This window comes from Stenotrophobium rhamnosiphilum, assembly GCF_003052265.1.
In the GTDB taxonomy this organism is placed as follows: domain Bacteria; phylum Pseudomonadota; class Gammaproteobacteria; order Nevskiales; family Nevskiaceae; genus Stenotrophobium; species Stenotrophobium rhamnosiphilum.
In genome coordinates this window covers 157,988-177,368 of sequence record NZ_QANS01000005.1, presented here as the reverse complement: position 1 = coordinate 177,368, position 19,381 = coordinate 157,988, and the positions used below count along the sequence as shown (strand labels likewise).

Here is a 19,381-nt window from a genome sequence, read left to right as displayed (position 1 = left end):
ATGAACGTCGACACCAGCAACGAAATCCTTGCCGACTTTGTGATGGAAGCGGGTGAGCTTGTTGAAAAATTGGGCGAGCAGCTGATCGAGATGGAGAAGCGTCCTGACGACCAGGAATTACTCAACGCAATTTTCCGCGCTTTCCACACGGTGAAGGGCGGTGCGGGCTTCCTCAACTTTGGTCCCATGGTTGATTTGTGCCATGCCGCTGAAGATGTCTTTAATCTCTTGCGTAGCGGCAAGCGCGAGATGGATCAGAATCTGCTGGATGCAATTCTGCAGTCTGTCGACCACTTGCAGGTGATGATGGCTCAGGTGTCTTCGGGTGAATCTTTGTCTGCGGCGCCTGCGGCGCTGATCAAAAGCTTGCATGATTCTTGTGTTGCCCCGGCACCTGTCGTCGTCAAGGTTGAGCCAGCTGCGTCGAGCAATGATGCAATCAGTGACGATGAATTCGAAGCATTGCTGGATCAGTTTCATGGTTCAGGCAAAGCAGTCGCGCCAGTCGTCGAAGCGGCGGTAGAGACTCCTGCAAAACCCGAAGTGAGCGGCAAAGCTGTAGTTGCTCATGCGCCGCCACCGGAAACCACGATTCGTGTCGATACCAATCGTCTCGACAAGATGATGAATCTGGTTGGTGAACTGGTACTGCTACGTAATCGACTCAAGATCCTGCGTGGGTCCAGCTCTTCAGATGATCTGAGTAAAGCCATTGGTCAGCTCGATTTCATCACGCGCAGTCTGCAAGGCGCCGTTATGCAAATCCGCATGCGGCCGGTGCGTAAGGTATTTTCAAGATTCCCCAAAGTCGCTCGTGATGTTGCGCGTGCGCTCGGCAAGCAGGTCGAAGTCGAACTGGTGGGTGAAGACACCGATCTCGATAAGAATCTGGTCGACGCACTGGCTGATCCGCTGGTGCATATGGTTCGCAATGCGGTTGACCACGGCATTGAAATGCCAGACGTGCGCAAGCGCGCTGGCAAATCAGAAGCAGGCCATCTGGTCCTTGCTGCAAGACAGCAGGGCGATCACATCCTGATTTCAATCTCCGACGATGGCGCCGGTATCGATAGCGAGAAGCTGCGCAAGAAAGTCGTGGAGAAAGGGCTACTGACTGAAGCTGCGGCAGAAAGACTCAGCCCTGACGAATGTCTGCAATTGGTTTTCATGCCCGGTTTCTCGACCAAAGAACAGATCTCTGATTTGTCTGGTCGCGGCGTTGGCATGGACGTGGTTAAGTCCGCGATCACCAATCTGAAGGGCACGGTAAAAATTGAATCGCGCATCGGCAATGGCAGTGTGGTGTTGATCCAGTTGCCACTGACGTTAGCGATCTTGCCTGCGCTGATGGTGTCGGTTGCTGGGCGCACGTTCGCAATGCCGCTGTCTTCGGTCATTGATGTCACGGTGCTGAATACAGAAAGCATTCGTCGACTGGATAAATGGGATGTCGTGCTGATCCGCGATGAGCTGGTGCGATTGATTCATCTCGATCGCTGGGCTGGCGTACGCGCTGATCCTGAACTGACGCGTCATGTGGTTTTGGCGAATGTGGATAACGAACGTTATGGCTTTGTCGTGAGCCAAGTTCGTGGACGTGAAGAAGTTGTGATCAAACCCTTGGGTGCGATGCTGCGCGGGCTTACTGGCCTAGCGGGCGCAACAGTCACGGGCCAAGGCAGAGTAGCCTTAATTCTCGATTTCCCTGGCTTGATCAAAGCCTGTTCAGCTGGGGGAGGATAAGCAGCGATGGATATCTTAAGTGTCATTGGTTTTCCGCTGGCCTTCTTGGTTCTGATTGTCGGCAGCATTCTGAAAGGCAGTGGTGTTGCGGCGCTCTGGGGCCCTGCGGCCTTTGTGATTGTGATCATCGGCACGATCTCATCAATTCTTGTGCAGACACCGTTGGCGACGTTCAAGCACGGCATGAAGATGGCCAAATGGGTGTTCATGCCGCCGAAGATGGATTCCAAAGTCATGATTCAAAAGATCGTGGATTGGAGCAATGCGGCACGTAAGCAAGGCTTGCTCGCACTTGAAGCGAGTGTTGAAGCGGAGACCGATAGCTTCATCAAGAAAGGTTTACAGCTGCTGGTCGATGGCTCTGAGCCGGACATGATTCGCAGCGTGTTGGAAGTTGAACTGACCACTAAAGAACATTTCGACCTGCAAGGCGCCAAGGTGTTTGAAGGCATGGGCATCTACGCACCAACGCTCGGCATCATCGGCGCGGTGATGGGTTTGATGTCGGTGATGGCTAACCTCGCAGACCCTAGCAAGCTGGGCCACGGTATTGCGGCCGCATTCGTTGCGACGATCTACGGCATCGGTGCGGCCAACCTGTTCTTGTTGCCGATGGCATCAAAACTCAAGGCAGTAGTCGCCGATCAGACGCGCATGCGCGAGATGATTGTTGAAGGCCTGATCTCCATTTCACGCGGTGAGAATCCGCGCAATATCGAAGCCAAGCTGCAAGGCTTCTTTCACTGAGATTATTCGTGGCCCGCAAACATAAACATGAAGAGCATGCCAACCACGAAGCCTGGGCCATTCCCTATGGCGACTTGGTAACCCTGCTGCTGGCGCTGTTTGTGGTGATGTATGCGGTGTCTTCGGTTAACGAAGGCAAGTTCCGCGTGTTGTCGGATGCGCTGTCGGTCGCGTTTGGTGGTCCGCCAAAATCCCTGCGCCCGGTGCAGTTCGGCAATAACAAGAGTCGTGGATCAGATAATGATCAGAAGATGAGCGTGCTGCCTGCGCCAGCGATTGATCAGTCACTCGGCGGCATCTTGCGTGATATGCACACGCCGAGAACACTGCCGGGATCGCTGAAGACGATGATCCCGCAGCACGATGTAAATTCAAGCGGCAACACGGGTTATTCAGAAGGTGCCAGATCGCTCAAGCGCATTGCTGTCGAAGTGCAGGCGGCGATGGCGGGTTTGATCAAGCAGGGCTTGGTGGTGGTGCGCCCAGGAAGTAACTGGCTTGAAGTCGAAATCAAGACCGACATTTTATACAGCAGCGGCTCTGCCGAGATTTCTCACGGCGCCGTGTCGACGCTGGATAAGCTTTCAGGAATTCTGAAGCCATTCCCGAATGTGATCCGCATTGAAGGTCACACCGATAACGTTCCGATCAACACACGCGTATTCCCATCCAACTGGGAATTGTCTGCGGCGCGCGCAGCCAGTGTTGTTCATCTGTTCATGCAGCGCGGTGTTGAGCCGACGCGCATGAGTGTGGAAGGCTTGGGTGAATACCGCCCGATTGGCGATAACAAAACTGCATTGGGCCGTGATCAGAATCGTCGTGTGGTGTTGGTTATTCTTTCTGGGCCTGATGATCGCCATGCCGCTGACTTCAAGGCGATGACGGGTGCATTGGATCAGGAAGAAGTCGAAAGCCCTGTTGAGAGTATTGATACTGCTTCAGCAGCTGAAGCAGTTGGAACTACTGGAGCACTCACGCCATGAACCTTGTTGCCAGTTCTGCACCGATCAGCACGTCCTACTCTGCGCAGCAAGCGGGCGCTATCGCTTCAAGATGGGTGAGCTTTGAGTTGGGCGGTCAGAAGTATGCAATTGCCATTCTTAAAGTCTTTGAAGTTTTGTCAGACGCCGATATCGAACCAGTACCCTGTGCTCCGCAGTCTGTGCTCGGTGTGATCAATCTGCGCGGTAGCATCGTGACGGTGATTGATCTGGCGGTATGGCTTGGTCTGGACCAAACCACAGAATCGCATTGCGTGATTGTGGTGAATCACGAAGACCAGGCCTTGGGTATTCGTGTCGATCGTATTCTCGAAGTACTGGATATCCAGCAGAACGCGATCAATCCAGTGCCCTCCGGTACTGCGGGTAATACCGCTAATACCGTGCTGGGCTACGTTCAGCGGAACGATGATCTGCTGACGCTGCTGAATTTCGTGAGCTTGCCTGACAATTCGGAAGCTTCACTCGCAGCCTGAGGCTGCAAAACCTGCTGACGTTTCCAGTCAGAAATCCGCCGCAATAAAAATATGAGCGCTCCCCAATCTGCTCACGCGGAATTTCGGGCATTGGTTTTTGCTCCGCATTCAATTTCTTGCCTACCTTCTAGCGGCTCTTTTACACACTCCATCGGTTTACCTGCGGCTGATTAGGCACCGCTATCCGCTGTCGGGAATTTGCCTGCTTGTGCGGGAACAGATGTTGCCTAGTCCTCTGCATGCGGAATCCATCACTCGTAAGGGAGTCGGAGACCGCCTTCATCGATACAGCGAGGAGAGTGCTGCCATGAAAAAAAAGTCCAAATCAGAAAGTGCTGCCGGGATTTCGCTCGTTAAAGAATCCGGAAATTCTGCCGAATCATCTTTAGTAATCAAATTGCCTGCGGAACTCGGAATCGAGGAAGCAGGTGGTTTGCGCCAGATGCTTGCGAAAGATGTGGCAGATGAACGAGTGGTGACTTTGGACGCGTCGGAGATTCAACGCATCCATGCCGCAGCACTTCAACTCTTCTGCATGTTTTGCAAAGACCGTCGTAAAGCGGGACGCGACGTTTCATGGCGTGAACCTTCAGTTGCTCTCAGAGGCGCCGCGGCGTTATTGGGAGCAACGACATTGCTAAGCCTTGGAATGGAGCCAGAAGCAGCATGACTCGCATACTCGCAGTAGATGATTCGACATCAATGAGGCAGATGGTTGCCTTTACCCTGAAGGCTGCCGGCTTCGATGTGGTTGAAGCCGAAGACGGCCGCGTCGCGCTCGATTTGGCGGCGAAGGAAAAATTCTCGCTGGTGTTGGCTGACGTGAACATGCCGAATATGGATGGCATCACGCTGGTCAGGAATTTGCGAACGATGCCGGATTACAAATTCACGCCGCTGTTGATGCTGACGACGGAATCGACGCCTGAAAAGAAAATGGAGGGTAAGTCCGCGGGTGCGACCGGTTGGCTGATCAAGCCATTTAATCCGGATCAACTCATCACGACGATCAAGCGCGTACTGGCTTAGTCATGGAAATCGACTTCAGCCGATTTCACCAAACCTTCTTCGAAGAAAGCTTCGAAGGCCTGGACGTGATGGAGAGCGCGTTACTCAAGCTGGATATCGGCAACGCCGATTCCGAAATCATTAATACAATCTTCAGGGCTGCACATTCGATGAAGGGTGGAGCGGCGACATTCGGCTTTCTGGATGTGGCTGGATTCACTCACCTGCTCGAAACCCTGCTGGACCAGATGCGCTCGGGTCAGCGTGCGGTGACGCAGCATGATGTGGACCTTCTGCTGAGATCAGTCGATGTGGTACGTGGGCTGCTCACCGCTGCGCGCGATAGCACGGCTGCAGACACGCAGTCAGTAGAACAACTGCGTGCTGAACTTGAGCAGACTTTGCTCAGTGCGCCTTCTGACAAACCCGCAGCAGTGAGTGCGGCTCCAGTGGTAGCAGCGAAAGCTTCCAATCACTGGCATATCCGTTTCGCGCCACACAGAAATTTGTTCCGAGGTGGCAATGATCCACTTCGCATCATCCGCGAGCTCGGCACGCTGGGTGAGATGCAGGTAACGCTGGATGATCAAGCGCTGCCCAGTTTTGAAGTGGCGGATGCAGAAGACTGCTATCTCGCCTGGAATATCGAATTACACGCTGAATGCAGCCGCGCCAGCGTGCTGGAAGTTTTTGCGTGGGTCGAAGACGAATCAGACCTGACGATTGAACTGGTGCAAGAGAAGGCTGCTGCAGCGGTTGTTGAAGCCAAGCCTGAAGTGACCAAGCCACAACTGGCAGTCATTCAAGGCGGTCGCGAGAACGCGGCACCTGCTGACGCGCACAAGGCTAGTAGTGGTGAGAGCGGATCGATCCGCGTCGGCACCGAGAAAATTGATTCACTGATCAATCTGGTCGGTGAGTTGGTGATTACGCAGGCCATGCTGGCACAGCAAGCTGCTGCGTTAGACCCAGTACTGCATGAAAAGCTGATGACGGGACTCTCTCAGCTTGATCGCAATACCCGCAGCATGCAGGAAGCGGTGATGTCGATCCGCATGTTGCCGATGGATTTTGTATTCAGCCGCTTCCCACGATTGATTCGCGATCTTGCCGGCAAGCTTGGCAAGCAGGCGCGTCTGGTCATGGTCGGTGAAAGCACTGAACTGGATAAGAGTGTGATCGAGAAGATTGCTGATCCTCTGAATCATCTCGTGCGCAATTCGCTGGATCACGGTATTGAAATGCCGGATGTGCGTCTTGCTGCAGGAAAAGATTCATCAGGCACGATCACGCTGAAAGCCGCGCATCGTGGTGGCAGCATCATGATCGAAGTGTCTGACGATGGCCGTGGTCTTGATCGCGCCAAGCTGATTGCCAAGGCCAAGGAACGTGGCATTACCGTTTCTGACAACGCACCTGATGGCGAGATCTGGCAACTGATCTTCGCGCCAGGATTCTCCACTGCCGAAAAAGTCACGGACATCTCAGGCCGTGGCGTTGGAATGGACGTGGTCAAGAAAAACATTCAGGCACTTGGTGGTCAGGTCGACATCACGTCGGTCGATGGTCGCGGCATGACCATCATGATCCGCTTGCCATTAACGCTGGCGATTCTCGACGGCATGTCGGTATCCGTCGGCGAAGAAATCTTCATCGTGCCACTCAATGCAGTTGCTGAATCACTACAGCCGCGTGCTGAAGACGTGAAGAGCATTGCAGGGCAGGGCCGTGTGGTCCGCGTGCGTGGAGAAATTCTGCCGCTGGTTCCGCTGCGAGAAGTGTTCCATCTGGGCTCCGGCATTACGGAACCACAGAAAGGAATTCTCGTGTTGATCGAATCAGAAGGTCGCAAGGTCGCTTTGATGGTGGACGAGCTGGTCGGTCAACAGCAGGTCGTGATCAAGAGCCTCGAAAGTAATTACCGCCGGATCTCCGGCATTTCTGGCGCCACCATTCTCGGCGATGGCCGAGTGGCGTTGATTCTGGATGTTGGAGAACTGGTTCGGGCGAATGCCTGCGACCAGGCCGCCTGAACACAAGGAGACAACACATGTCTGCAGCAGATGTAAGTACCCAAGCACGCGCGAATGGCACGCGGGATATCGCCAGCGCTAAAGAGCTTGAGCAGGAGTTCCTCACCTTCACGCTTGGCGACGAGGAATACGGCGTCGACATTTTGAAGGTGCAAGAGATTCGCGGCTACGACACCGTCACCAAGATTCCGGATGCACCGGATTTCATCAAGGGCGTGATCAACCTGCGCGGCACCATCGTTCCGGTGGTGGACTTGCGCATCAAGTTCAAGCTCGGCAAGGCGGAGTACAACGCCTTCACGGTCATGATCATTCTCAACATCGAAAGACGCGTAGTCGGCATGGTGGTCGACAGCGTTTCCGATGTGATGCATCTGGCCTCCGAACAGATTCGTCCCGCGCCTGAGTTTGGCGGCGCGATGGACACGCGCTTCATCACCGGTCTCGGCACGCTGGATGACCGCATGCTGATTCTGGTCGACATCGAAAAACTTCTGCGCTCGCAAGACATGGCACTGCTGCCACCGTCGACCGATAGCGCTACCCAACACTAAATCTTTAGAACTGAACGAGGCATCCCATGAGCAAGAAAATCATCAAAAAAGTCGCTAAGAAAGCGGTTGCGGCGAAAAGAAAAATGGTTACTTCGAAAAAAGTTATTGCGAAGAAAGCCAGTCCAGCGACTAAGGGCGCGGACAGTCTGAAACTCCGCATGGCAGATCTGGAAGGCCAAATCGCAGCGATCAACAAAGCGCAGGCTGTGATTGAGTTCAGCCTCGACGGCAAGATCCTGCATGCCAACGACAATTTCCTGAACGCACTCGGGTACTCTCTGGATGAAGTCAAAGGCCAGCATCACAGCATGTTTGCTGAAGCCGCTTATCGCAGCAGCCCTGAATACGCAGCGTTCTGGGAAAAGCTGGGTCGTGGTGAATATGACTCAGGCCAGTACAAGCGCATTGCCAAAGGTGGCAGAGAAATCTGGATTCAGGCTTCTTACAACCCGATCTTCGACACTAACGGCAAGCCGTTCAAGGTTGTGAAGTACGCAACCGACATTACTGCGGCAAAGCTTAAGTCGGCAGACTATGAAGGACAGCTATCAGCTATCAGCAAAGCGCAGGCGGTGATTGAATTCACGCTCGATGGAAAAATTGTTAACGCCAACGAAAACTTTCTGAATACGCTCGGCTACACCTTGGAAGAGATCAAGGGGCAGCATCACGGCATGTTCGCTGATCCGGTTTATCGCGCATCGCCTGAATACCGCGCGTTCTGGGAAAAGCTGGGACGCGGCGAATACGACGCGGGTCAGTACAAGCGCATTGCCAAAGGCGGCGCTGAAATTTGGATTGAAGCGTCTTACAACCCGATCTTCGATATGAACGGCAAGCCTTTCAAGGTCGTGAAGTACGCGACAAACATCACGCAACAGAAACTTCAGAATGCTGATTACTCAGGACAGCTGTCTGCCATCAGCAAGGCACAGGCCGTTATTTCATTCTCGCTAGATGGAAAGATCATCGACGCGAATGAAAACTTCCTGGTCACACTCGGCTATTCGCTGAATGAGATCAAAGGTCAGCATCACAGCCTGTTTGTCGAGCCGGATTATCGTGCCAGCGTTGAATACCGCATGTTCTGGGAAAAACTCGGTCGCGGCGAATACGACTCGGGTCAGTACAAGCGCATTGGCAAGGGCGGCAAGGAAATCTGGATTCAGGCTTCTTACAACCCGATCTATGACATGAATGGCAAGCCGTTCAAGGTAGTGAAGTACGCCACCGATGTCACCGAGCAGGTCCGTGCATCGCAGGTTCTGCAGCAGGCGGTGGAACAGACGCAAGCGGTGGTCAGCGCCGCCAAAGATGGTGACTTGGTCAAACGTATTCCACTTGATGGAAAGAACGGTTCCATCCGTGATCTTTGCGAAGGCGTGAATTCGATAGTTGAGGGTATGGAAAATCTGGTTCGCCAGATCAAGGTCTCTTCCGACACCATCAATACCGCAGCACGCGAAATCGCAGCCGGCAATACCGATTTGTCACAGCGCACAGAAGAGCAGGCCTCCTCACTCGAAGAAACCGCATCGAGCATGGAAGAGCTCACCTCCACCGTGAAGCAGAACGCAGAGAACGCCAAGCAGGCCAACCAACTCGCCATCGGCGCCAGCGACATTGCAGTCAAAGGCGGCAAGGTCGTCGGCGAAGTGGTCACTACGATGAGCGCGATCAACGAGTCTTCACGCAAGATCTCGGACATCATCGGCGTGATCGACGGCATCGCCTTCCAGACCAACATCCTCGCACTCAACGCAGCAGTTGAAGCGGCACGTGCAGGTGAGCAGGGTCGCGGATTCGCGGTGGTGGCCGCAGAAGTTCGCAGCCTGGCACAGCGTTCGGCAGGTGCAGCAAAAGAAATCAAGACTTTGATCGGTGACAGCGTCGGCAAGGTCGACACTGGCACCAAGCTGGTGGCGCAGGCTGGTCAAACCATGGAAGAAATCGTGACCTCGGTGAAACGAGTGACCGACATCATGGGCGAGATCACCGCCGCATCGCAGGAGCAGAGCTCGGGCATCGAGCAGGTTAATCAGGCGATCACGCAGATGGACGAAGTCACGCAGCAGAACGCTGCGCTGGTTGAAGAAGCTTCTGCCTCGGCACGTTCACTTGAAGAACAGGCCGGTGGATTGGTCAGCGCAGTGTCGCAGTACACGATCTCCGGTGAGACCAGCGCGCCAGCAGCACCGGCACGTGCGCCGTCACCGGCGATCGCAGCACGAAAACCAGTGATGGCAGCTAAGCCAGCGATACGCGGAGTGCCATCACGTCCTGCAGCCAAGCCTACAGTTACGCCGATCAAGCGTAACGGCACCAATGGACATCATGCGGCCGAGAAGTCCGACGAACAGTGGGCTGAGTTTTAAGCGCTACGGTTCCTAGGAGATGTCGACCATGATCCTTGAAAGTCAGTCTGCTACCAGTGGTGGCAGACGTGATTTCATCTACACCACGAGTGACTTCACTCGTGTGCGCAAGATGATCTACGCGCGAGCAGGGATTTCACTTTCAGAATCCAAGCAGGATATGGTCTATAGCCGACTCGCTAGACGACTGCGTGCCTTGGATGGTGAGCGTTTCTCGGAGTATCTCGATGCACTTGATGCCAACCCGGAATCTCCGGAGTGGGAAAGTTTCACCAATGCACTCACAACCAATCTCACATCGTTCTACCGTGAGGCACACCACTTCGATATTCTTGAAAACTTCCTTGCGCGCCGAAAGTCCGGACACTCCACTCTGTGGTGCTCGGCTGCCTCGACCGGCGAGGAGCCGTATTCGATGGCTATCACCGCAATCGAGAGCTTCGGCACATCGACGCCGCCAATAAGCATTCTGGCGACGGATATCGATACGCAGGTTTTGCAGACGGCATCACGTGGCGTTTATCCGATTGAGCGCGTGGAAAGCATAGGCGAAGCGCGCCTCAAAAAATATTTCAAGCGTGGAAAAGGCGAGAACGAAGGCTTTGTAAAAGTCGCTGACTGCCTGCGGAATCTCATTAGCTTCCGCCAGCTCAATCTGCTCGATGGGCGTTGGCCGATGAAGCAGCCTTTCGACGCGATCTTCTGCCGCAATGTAATGATCTATTTCGATAAGCCAACGCAGCGCGACATCCTCAGCAAGATGAAACCGCTGATGAAACCCGACGGCCTGTTGTTTTGTGGCCATTCAGAAAGTTTCCATCAAGCGACCGATCTTTTCCGTGGTATCGGCAAGAGTGTGTATGCGCCGGTTAATCAGGGTGCTGTGCGCGCGCTGCCTGGACGTCACCAATGACACTGGCTTCTGCGCGAAGTGCAGTTGCTCCAACGCGTACGGATGCGTGGTCGGAACGGACTGCGCATGGTGCGAGTGGCAGAAAGTATTACGACAGCCGCCTCGGCGTTGATGTCGCGCGCATCTTGCCTGGTGAGTATCAGGTGACTGGCGAGAACATGGGGCTGGTGACGACGCTCGGTTCTTGTGTCTCGGCCTGCATTCGCGACGTTGTGCTGGGAATCGGCGGAATGAATCACTTCATGTTGCCGGAATCTGAATTGAATACCGGCAACATTTACTCCGCACGCTATGGCAGCTATGCGATGGAAGTGCTGGTTAATGAACTATTGAAGCAGGGCGCGAACCGCAGGAATCTTGAAGCCAAGGTTTTTGGCGGTGCGAATGTTCTGCGCAGCATCATCTCAGCGGATGTCGGTACGCGTAATGCCGAGTTTGTTCATCAATACCTTGGCAACGAGCAGATTCCCGTCGTTGCCGAAGATCTGGGCGACACCTGCCCACGCAAGATCATTTTTTTTCCGAAAACAGGACGTGTGCTGGTGATGCGCCTGGCCACTGCGCTCAACCGCGCAGAAATGGATGCCGAGCGCGTTTATCAGGACAGCTTGCGAGCCAAGCCAGTTGCTGGCGATATCGAGTTGTTTGACTGAGCCATGACCATACGCGTCCTCATCGTTGACGATTCCGCATTGGTGCGACAGCTGCTGACCGAGTTGCTGTCGGCTGATCCGCAGATCCAGGTGGTCGGCACTGCGCCGGATCCTTTGGTTGCACGCGAGAAGATCAAGGAGCTGAATCCCGATGTGCTGACGCTGGACGTCGAGATGCCGCGCATGGATGGCCTGACGTTTCTGGAAAATCTGATGCGTCTGCGACCGATGCCGGTGATCATGGTTTCGAGCTTAACGGAACGCGGTGCAGAAGTGACCTTGCAGGCGCTAGAACTCGGCGCAGTCGATTTTGTCACCAAGCCCAAGCTTGATGTCGCCAACGGCTTGCAGATGTACGCCGATGATCTGCGCGACAAGATCAAAGCGGCCGCAACAGTGAAACCACGTGGGCCAGCATTGCTGCGTTCGGGTGGTCCGGTACCGGAAGCGCCGAAGAGAAAATCTGGCCCGAGAATGTTCCGCACCACCGACAAGCTGATTGCGATTGGCGCATCTACTGGTGGAACAGAAGCGATCAAGGTTGTGTTGGAAGGCATGCCGCCAGATGCGCCAGCAATCGTGATCACACAACATATTCCTGCGCTGTTCAGCCGCCCGTTTGCTGAGCGCATGAACCGCAGCTGCGCGATGTCGGTTTGTGAGGCCCGCGATGGCCAGCTGATTCTTCCCGGGCACGCTTACATCGCACCCGGTGGTTTTCATTTGTTGGTGCGACGCGATGGCGCCAAATACGTTTGTCAGATTACCGACACCGATCCGGTCAATCGCCATAAACCCAGCGTTGATGTTCTATTCAAATCAGTCTCCGAACACGCGGGCCCCAATGCCGTCGGTCTGATTCTGACCGGCATGGGCGACGACGGCGCACGCGGACTCAAGCTGATGCGTGATGGTGGAGCGCACACGCTGTGCCAAGACGAAGCAAGCAGCGTGGTGTGGGGAATGCCGGGTTCAGCGCATCGCATTGGCGCGGTGGAACAGGTTTTGCCTCTGAGTGAAATGGCAGACGCCGCACTCAGATTGGTTAGTTCGTAAATCAAGAAATTCTAATTCGTGCCGATAAACAACAAGAAGCGTTAATGGAGTTCAGCATGTACCGAGAGATCATAAAAATATTTGCCATCCCCTTGGCATTCGTCACGCTCCATGTGGCGACGGAGGTTTTTATCGGCGGAGGATTCTGGACCGGTCTCTCAACTGTCGCGCTGGTGGCCAGCTTGATTCACTGGGCTTGGAAGAACGGCAGCAATCTGATCAAGGCGCAATCATTCGGCGTTCAGCACGGCCATGCATTGGAGAAGCACCAAGTTCTTCTAGGTGAATTGCGTGGTGGTCTGTCTGACGAAATGAAGAATGTGATTGGTGAAGTGGAACGCGTCCGTCGTCTGGTGCATGACGCGGTTGTGCAACTGACCGGCAGCTTCGAAGAGCTTAATCGCCAATCCAAGCTGCAAGAAGAGGCTGTATCTCGTGTAATGAATCGCAATGGTAAGGGTGATCCGGACGCAATCAATATTCAGAAGTTCTCGCAGATGACCAGCAGCCTGATGGGTAATATGGTCGACATCTTGTCGCAGGTGAGTCAGCAGAGTTCCAACACCGTCGAGAACATCGACGTGATGGTGAAGCATCTTGATGCGATCTTTGAATTGCTCGGTGATGTGAAGTCCATCGCTGATCAAACCAATCTGCTCGCTCTAAACGCTGCAATCGAAGCAGCGAGAGCCGGTGAAGCAGGGCGTGGGTTTGCGGTGGTGGCCGAAGAAGTTCGTAACCTCTCTGAGCGTTCAACCAATTTCAATGAACAGATTCGCAAACTGGTCTTCAGTTCCAAAGAAGCCATCGCAAAAGTTCGCGATACCGTCGGCAGCATGGCAACGCGTGACATGAGCATGAGCGTTCATGCCAAAGAAGAAGTCGGCCGTTTGCTGGGGCAGGTTGAAGAAATTAATCAAACCTATACCGAAGGCATCCGCGAAGTTTCTGGCGCTAGCCACAAGATCAATGATGCGGTCTCCAAAGCAGTACGCTGCTTGCAGTTCGAAGACATTGCAACGCAGGCCCTGATCGCTGCTGAGCACCATGTACGGCGCTTGGAATCGATCAATAGCGAAGCCGGCAACCTTGCGGTCATTCTTCAGGATCAGTCTGCGCCGATTGTGATCAAAGCGTCGCCGCCACCACGTACGCTCGAAGTGACAGCGCAGGTCGTTGAAGATTGGCGCAAGCCTCAGCACAAACCGGTGTCGCAGATCAGCATGGATGCAGGTGGAGTGGAGTTGTTCTAAGCGATGTGAAATAAAAGGCCCGCGATAGCGGGCCTTTTTGTATCTCAAGCTTATTCGCTAATGGATGTTGCTGATCTGGTTTCTCCAGTTCGGATTCGGACGGAAGAATTCACCACTGCCACTGACAAACGCACTGTGAGCGTATGCATCAGCTTGCAGCTGATCCATCATCCAGGCGGTTGGATATCCGAGATAGCCATAGGAGCCGCGCTTGCACAGCAGTAATTGCGAGGGCAGGGGCAGGTTGCTGCAGTCGGGCGCGCCTTGTATGTCGTTGTGAGCAGCGCCGACAACCGTTCCCCAAGCCTTGTCTACGGTATCTGGCGTGTTTTGATATAGGCAGTGATAGGACTGCTCATTGGTTTGGCCATTGAGCATGCAGTTATCACTTTGCGTTGAAGGTGCGACGGAGCCATCTTCTGAACCATTCACGAAGAATATTGAGCCGCTGGTAATTCCCGCAGTGCTGGGGCAATCACCCGCTTCCGTGCATTGACGCTGTTGTGGCCGCTCAAACGGAACGACGGTCTTGATGAAGCCGCCAGACTTCATGAGTGCATTCATTGCTCCTCCAGCACCTTGTGAATGGCCCATCGCGCCAACCTGATTCACCGCGACCTTTCGATAAAAAATACTTGAAGGATCGCTGTTTCCTGCAACGACATGCTTGGCCGCATCGATGATCTCTTGGCCGGTATGTGCATTGCTGGTTTCGCTGGCAATGACGATAAAGCCCCAGCTTGCGAGATGTTTGAGGAAGTAGGCGTATTCAGTCGGCTTGGCCGCCGAGCCGTCTCCCCAAGTAATGACGGGATGCTGGAATCCGCCTTTGCCGAGTTCTGTTGGATACCAGATATCGAATGCGTTACCGGTGGAATCACAGCAGGCAAAATTTACCTTGGATGTCGCCGCCCAAGGGCCATCGTTGTAATACTTCAGTTCGATGGGGCCGCGTGGATAGTTGGGCGTGTTGCCGGGTTCTGTCTTTGTCGATGAATCTGTTTCTGTTTGTGGTGCTTCAGATTGCGAACAGCCGATCATCAAGACCAGCAGACAAAATACGCCACGCGACAGCGTCCGCCGCACAGTTGATGCGTTCATTCATTTCTCCTCACCCCGTGTGCCGCTCTTTGGCGACTACTTGTATTTATGTACCGCTAAAAGCTCAGCGCGCTTTTTGTCGCGCCGAGCTTTTTCCATCATTGAGCGCTGATGGAAATTTTAAAACTGCCTGTTGCTTTCGCTTGAACGTGCACGCGCTGATCTTTAAGCGAATAAGACCATTCGGCCTCAACGCCAGAAAGTTCGACTTTCAAATCTTTGCCAAGGCGTGCTGGCCAGTAGATTTCTGTAGGTGCCGATACTTCGGCTGCAGCGTCGACTTCAGCGACGAAGCGCTTTTCCTTTGGATCGAAGTGCATGCTCTTCAGAATGCCCTGTGCTCGTTGTACGTAGGGGCGGCTAAAGCCTTCGACTGCTCGGCCGCCAGAGCTTGGATCAGCGGGATCGGTTTGTTGATCGCGTGAGAACACCGAGAGGTCTTCCTGGTTCCAGCCGTCGCCAATGCGCAGATCATTGCGGTTGCTTGCGGTGTAGTTCCACTGCGTTGATGACAGCAACAGCATGTCCATTGCGTCGTAGGTCAATTCCAGCGCAACGGCTTGTGGTTTCCAGACATCAGCGCCGCGTTCACCTTTTCCCCAACGTGAGAAGGATTCGCCGTCGTTGAGGTCATAAGGAATGCCGAACTCGCCGATCAGTGTTGGTGATCCACCATTGATGCGATCCGCCAAGCTGCGCATATAGGCGAGCTCTAAGCCATAGCGATTGCGTGTTTTGGTTTTAGCGGCATCGTCCTGTTCGGTATCAATGCGCTTGCTCCACAAAAGTCCGACGTCATACCAATGGCTCGTGTTGATCGAGTTGGTAGGCATCTCTTTGGGGAAGGTGCGACCCACGCCCACAACATGTGGATTGATCTCAGCAAACAGGAACCAGTCAGGGCGTATCTCGCGAAACGCAGCCGCCATTTTCTGGAAGAAGGGCTGCAAAAAATCACCTTCAGGGTTGATCTTGCGGCCATCCAGCATTGCAAAGAAATCTTCATTGACGACGACGGCCTGATCACCGTCTTTGCGCCATGCGCCGGCTTGTTCGAAGGGATCCTGAACACCCGGGTTCCAGATCGAGACTTGTGCAGTATTGAATTGGCGATCTGCTTCGCGCACCAGTCCAGCGTGCAGCGAGTGGGCGGTTGCGCGCAATACAGGCAAAGTGGTCGTCATGCCACGCGCAACTCTGAGGCCATCCAACGGCGTCCAATTAGGGCCGGGATGGCCTTTGGCGGTGATGTCTGGATGGCGCTCTGAAAGTTTTTCTCCCAGCCAACCCATGCCCGGTTCGTTGAGGCTGTCAAAGCCCATCACGTTGTCGAGATCACTAAGGCGCTGCGCAAGTGCGCGCACTGCGCCGAAGTATTTGTTCTGCAGATAATCCTGAACATTTTCGCCATCGATGATCCACTTTGGTGTCAACGTCGCGCCTGCGAAAAATGACGTCCACAAAATGCAATTCACGGGCATTCGGTAGTTGATTGGCCAACTCATCGTTGGATATTTATCTTCTTGCCGTCTTTCAGGATTTGAATAGTCATAGCGGTATTGCATGACGTGCACGGCACCAGCGGCATTAAACGCTTGGTAATTCAGTCCGAGTTTTTCGAATATCCAGCACGGAGCGCCGCTGCCGCCAGACATGCGGCTCCAAACGTCTTGATGAAAGTCGATGAAGAGATTGAGGCCAAAATTTTGCGCGCGCAGGCAAACTTCACGAACGTACTCGATGTACTCGACGTCGTATTGGCCGGGACCTTCATGTTCCACGGCTTCCCATGTCACTAGAAAACGCAGTGCGTTAAAGCCCCAATGCTTTATGCGGCCCAGATGTTCATCGGCTTCTGCTAATGGGAACGGGCGTCCAACAAAGCTGACTGTTCTATGGTCACTAAAATCAGTAGGGCGATCAGTGCCGCCATCGGGGTAGGGCAGTTTGCAGTCGCTACCAAGGTTGATGCCACGCAGAATGACATGACGGCCCTTGGCATCGATGAACCTTTTCCCTGAAATCCCAATCTCAAGCTGCGACATTTTCGCCCCTTATATTTGTTCTGTGATAATCTCATTATACAGTTGGTTAATAAATAGCGAATAGGTCTTATAAGATTTGCTGGAGAATGGGGGAACAATGAACGAACTGAAGATGACCTTGGGCCGGAAAGTCGCGCTGGGCGCGGGCGATTTTGGCTTCAATCTCTATTGGCAGATGGCGTCGATCTATCTGCTGTACTTCTATACCGACGTTGTTGGCCTGCCGCCTGCAATCGCGGGCACCATCTATATGGCCGCCCTGATTTGGGACGCGGTGCTCGACCCGGTGATGGGCCTCGTAGCTGATCGCACGCGTACTCGCTATGGCCGCTACCGTCCTTATTTATTATTTGGCGGCATTCCGCTGGCGCTGGCTTTTGCCGCAATGTTTGTCGTTCCGTCTGGCTCTGGCATGGCGGCAGTGATCTTCACAGCCACCACGCACGTGATCTTCCGTACGATCTATGCCGTGCTTTCGATTCCGTATGCATCACTGTTCGCACGTGTGACTCGTGATGCAAGAATCCGTGCGGACCTCACCGGCTTCCGCATGGTATTTGCGACCTTATCTGCGGTGTTGGTTGCAGGTGCAACGCTACCGTTCGTCAATGGTTTGGCGACGCCAGATTCACCGCGCCGTGGCTGGATCATTCTGGCGCTGGGCTTTGGTCTTCTGGCCACCGCAATATTTGTACTCGTGGCATGGGCAACCAAAGGCCACGACGCTAGCGAAGAGACGGAAACAGAACCACGTCGTTCCGGTGCTGAAGTTGTGAAATCTCTGCTGAGCAATCGCGCGTTATTGATTGTGTTGGGCGCGGTGATGATCACCTCATTCTCAAGCACGCTGTTCGGCAAGAATTTGCTGTACTACTTTAAATACGTTCTAGACCAGCCCAAGATCGGTTCGAGTGCTTTGGCATTTGTGGCGCTGCTCGCTGGTTTATTTGTTCCGTTCTGGACGTGGGTTGCTCGCCGTTTCGGCAAGCGCAACGCTTGGTTGTGGGGCGCAATTCCCGGTCTACTCGGCCTTGTCTCCTGGCATCTGATTGATGGCAGTTCAGTGCCTTTGTTGTTTGGTGCGTTGGCGCTGCAAGCAGTGAGCTCAAGTTCATTCATCGTCTGCTTCTGGTCGATGCTGCCGGACACGGTTGAGTACGGCGAATGGCGCAGCGGTGTGCGTACAGAGTCGATGGTGTTTGGCTTGGCAACGCTGGGACAGAAGATGGCCTTAGGTTTCGGCGCAGGTTTTCTTGGCCTCGCATTGGCGCATGTCGGCTATGTCTCCAATGCGCATCAGACAGCAGAAACGATTGAGGGCATCAAACAAATGATGTTCTGGATCCCATTGGCAGGCGGTTTGATCACGGTGACGCTGATTGCGTTCTATCCGCTGAGTCTGAAAGCGCATGCCAAGATGGTTGAAGAAATTGCCGCGCGCAACCGTGCAACGCCTAGCGGATAAACACCGCTTGTAGAGCATCGATGTGCGATTCGATAACGTTTTTGTCGAAAGGATCGATATGCCAGACGCGCCGGACTTCCGGCGCGAGGGTATAAAACATCTGCGCAGCACCGACCATCATGTAAACCATTGCAGGTGCTGAACCTTGGGGCATCACGCCTTCGCGCTGCATCAAGCGGACAAACTTTTCTGCTGAGCGTGAGGTTTGCACGATGAAGCTATCTGCCGCCCACTGAAGGCGATCGTTATCGCGCACGCTCTCTTGCACCATCAAGCGTGCATGCTCTGGATGGCGTGCACAGTAGAGAACGTATTGGCGCAAAATCGTACGCGCATACTCGCGACGGCCTTCGCGAGTTTTGGTTGAAGCGCCCGGCGGTGCAAAATTCATCTCCGACGCTTGCCGCTCAAACAAAAAGCTCACGGCAGCGCGCCACAAGCTGTCTTTGTTCTCAAAGTAATATTTGATTAATGCGTGATGTACGCCTGCATGGGCTGCAATATCGCGCGTAGAACTGCCTTCGTAGCCATGCTCGGAAAATATTTGCAGGGCGGAGTTCAGAATGGTGGCTCGCGTTGCTTCTTTTTGAAGGGCACGTGTATTGGGCTTGAGGATATCTTTGACTTTCTTGATCTTCGCAGCTCGCGCTTTCTTTATTTTTGTAATTTTCATTGTGGATCCGGAGCGCAGGTTCAAAAGGATTAAGTGCCGATAATCTGATGCTTCATTTTATTCGAGTGCGACTTTAAGTGACGGGTCAGTCTCACGCTATACGGAATTTAATTGGTTTTAACGTTGTCTTAACTCTGAAATTTCATTTGTAGACAGTGTTCTAAGCCCTATCTTACTGCTGATATTGCACTGCGATCACACAGTAATCGGCACCGCTTTTACATTTGCGATGCTTGGGCTATTATAAACTCATTATGCAAACGGTTAATGAGAGATGTCACA

General features: G+C 53.7%; 17 protein-coding genes. 14 read left to right on the top strand and 3 right to left on the bottom strand.

Annotated features, from left to right (window positions below; all coding sequences use genetic code 11):
- From CJD38_RS13670 to CJD38_RS18570, 13 genes are all read left to right on the top strand, one after another.
- Positions 1–1,743, top strand: a complete 1,743-nt coding sequence (locus tag CJD38_RS13670; protein ID WP_107940920.1) for a chemotaxis protein CheA — start codon at positions 1–3, stop codon at positions 1,741–1,743.
- A 6-nt stretch (positions 1,744–1,749) separates the two neighbouring features.
- Positions 1,750–2,490: a flagellar motor protein gene (locus CJD38_RS13665; protein WP_107940919.1), complete on the top strand. Its 741-nt coding sequence runs from the start codon at positions 1,750–1,752 to the stop codon at positions 2,488–2,490.
- 8 nt (positions 2,491–2,498) lie between these two features.
- Entirely contained in the window at positions 2,499–3,476 is a 978-nt protein-coding gene (gene motD / locus CJD38_RS13660) for a flagellar motor protein MotD (RefSeq protein ID WP_161554245.1), read from the top strand.
- A complete protein-coding gene (locus CJD38_RS13655; RefSeq protein WP_107940917.1) occupies positions 3,473–3,970 on the top strand; it encodes a chemotaxis protein CheW in 498 nt (165 codons plus the stop codon). Before motD ends, CJD38_RS13655 begins: the two co-directional genes overlap by 4 nt.
- Before the next feature lie 307 nt (positions 3,971–4,277).
- Positions 4,278–4,640 (top strand): STAS domain-containing protein, encoded by a 363-nt coding sequence (locus CJD38_RS18470; RefSeq protein WP_161554244.1) that lies wholly within the window; start codon positions 4,278–4,280, stop codon positions 4,638–4,640.
- Positions 4,637–4,999, top strand: coding sequence for a response regulator (locus tag CJD38_RS13645; protein ID WP_107940915.1), 363 nt, complete (start codon positions 4,637–4,639; stop codon positions 4,997–4,999). Before CJD38_RS18470 ends, CJD38_RS13645 begins: the two co-directional genes overlap by 4 nt.
- A 2-nt stretch (positions 5,000–5,001) precedes the next feature.
- A complete protein-coding gene (locus CJD38_RS13640; protein WP_107940914.1) occupies positions 5,002–7,011 on the top strand; it encodes a chemotaxis protein CheW in 2,010 nt (669 codons plus the stop codon).
- Positions 7,012–7,028: 17 nt separating this feature from the next.
- Complete coding sequence (locus CJD38_RS13635; RefSeq protein ID WP_107940913.1) at positions 7,029–7,565, top strand: chemotaxis protein CheW; 537 nt, start codon at positions 7,029–7,031, stop codon at positions 7,563–7,565.
- A 26-nt stretch (positions 7,566–7,591) separates the two neighbouring features.
- A complete protein-coding gene (locus tag CJD38_RS18795; RefSeq protein ID WP_107940912.1) occupies positions 7,592–9,940 on the top strand; it encodes a methyl-accepting chemotaxis protein in 2,349 nt (782 codons plus the stop codon).
- A gap of 28 nt (positions 9,941–9,968) precedes the next feature.
- Complete coding sequence (locus CJD38_RS13625) at positions 9,969–10,853, top strand: CheR family methyltransferase (RefSeq protein ID WP_107941142.1); 885 nt, start codon at positions 9,969–9,971, stop codon at positions 10,851–10,853.
- Positions 10,850–11,506 carry a chemoreceptor glutamine deamidase CheD gene (cheD, locus tag CJD38_RS13620; RefSeq protein ID WP_107940911.1) on the top strand — a complete coding sequence of 219 codons (657 nt, stop codon included), beginning with the start codon at positions 10,850–10,852 and terminating at the stop codon, positions 11,504–11,506. Before CJD38_RS13625 ends, cheD begins: the two co-directional genes overlap by 4 nt.
- A gap of 3 nt (positions 11,507–11,509) precedes the next feature.
- Positions 11,510–12,562 carry a protein-glutamate methylesterase/protein-glutamine glutaminase gene (locus tag CJD38_RS13615; protein WP_107940910.1) on the top strand — a complete coding sequence of 351 codons (1,053 nt, stop codon included), beginning with the start codon at positions 11,510–11,512 and terminating at the stop codon, positions 12,560–12,562.
- Positions 12,563–12,618: 56 nt separating this feature from the next.
- On the top strand, positions 12,619–13,815 hold the full coding sequence (locus CJD38_RS18570) for a methyl-accepting chemotaxis protein (RefSeq protein WP_161554243.1): 1,197 nt from the start codon (positions 12,619–12,621) through the stop codon (positions 13,813–13,815).
- Between the two features lie 57 nt (positions 13,816–13,872).
- Here the strand turns inward: CJD38_RS18570 and CJD38_RS13605 are convergent, their stop codons facing one another.
- Together CJD38_RS13605 and CJD38_RS13600 are read right to left on the bottom strand one after the other, a co-directional pair.
- On the bottom strand, positions 13,873–14,916 hold the full coding sequence (locus CJD38_RS13605; protein ID WP_107940908.1) for a poly(ethylene terephthalate) hydrolase family protein: 1,044 nt from the start codon (positions 14,914–14,916) through the stop codon (positions 13,873–13,875).
- Between the two features lie 98 nt (positions 14,917–15,014).
- Complete coding sequence (locus CJD38_RS13600) at positions 15,015–16,961, bottom strand: glycoside hydrolase family 5 protein (protein ID WP_107940907.1); 1,947 nt, start codon at positions 16,959–16,961, stop codon at positions 15,015–15,017.
- Between the two features lie 97 nt (positions 16,962–17,058).
- Between CJD38_RS13600 and CJD38_RS13595 the strand changes: the two genes are divergently transcribed.
- Positions 17,059–18,426 (top strand): MFS transporter, encoded by a 1,368-nt coding sequence (locus tag CJD38_RS13595; RefSeq protein WP_107940906.1) that lies wholly within the window; start codon positions 17,059–17,061, stop codon positions 18,424–18,426.
- Here CJD38_RS13595 and CJD38_RS13590 read toward each other — a convergent pair.
- Positions 18,416–19,099 carry a TetR/AcrR family transcriptional regulator gene (locus CJD38_RS13590; RefSeq protein WP_107940905.1) on the bottom strand — a complete coding sequence of 228 codons (684 nt, stop codon included), beginning with the start codon at positions 19,097–19,099 and terminating at the stop codon, positions 18,416–18,418. The genes CJD38_RS13595 and CJD38_RS13590 overlap by 11 nt on opposite strands.
- Positions 19,100–19,381 lie beyond the last annotated feature (282 nt).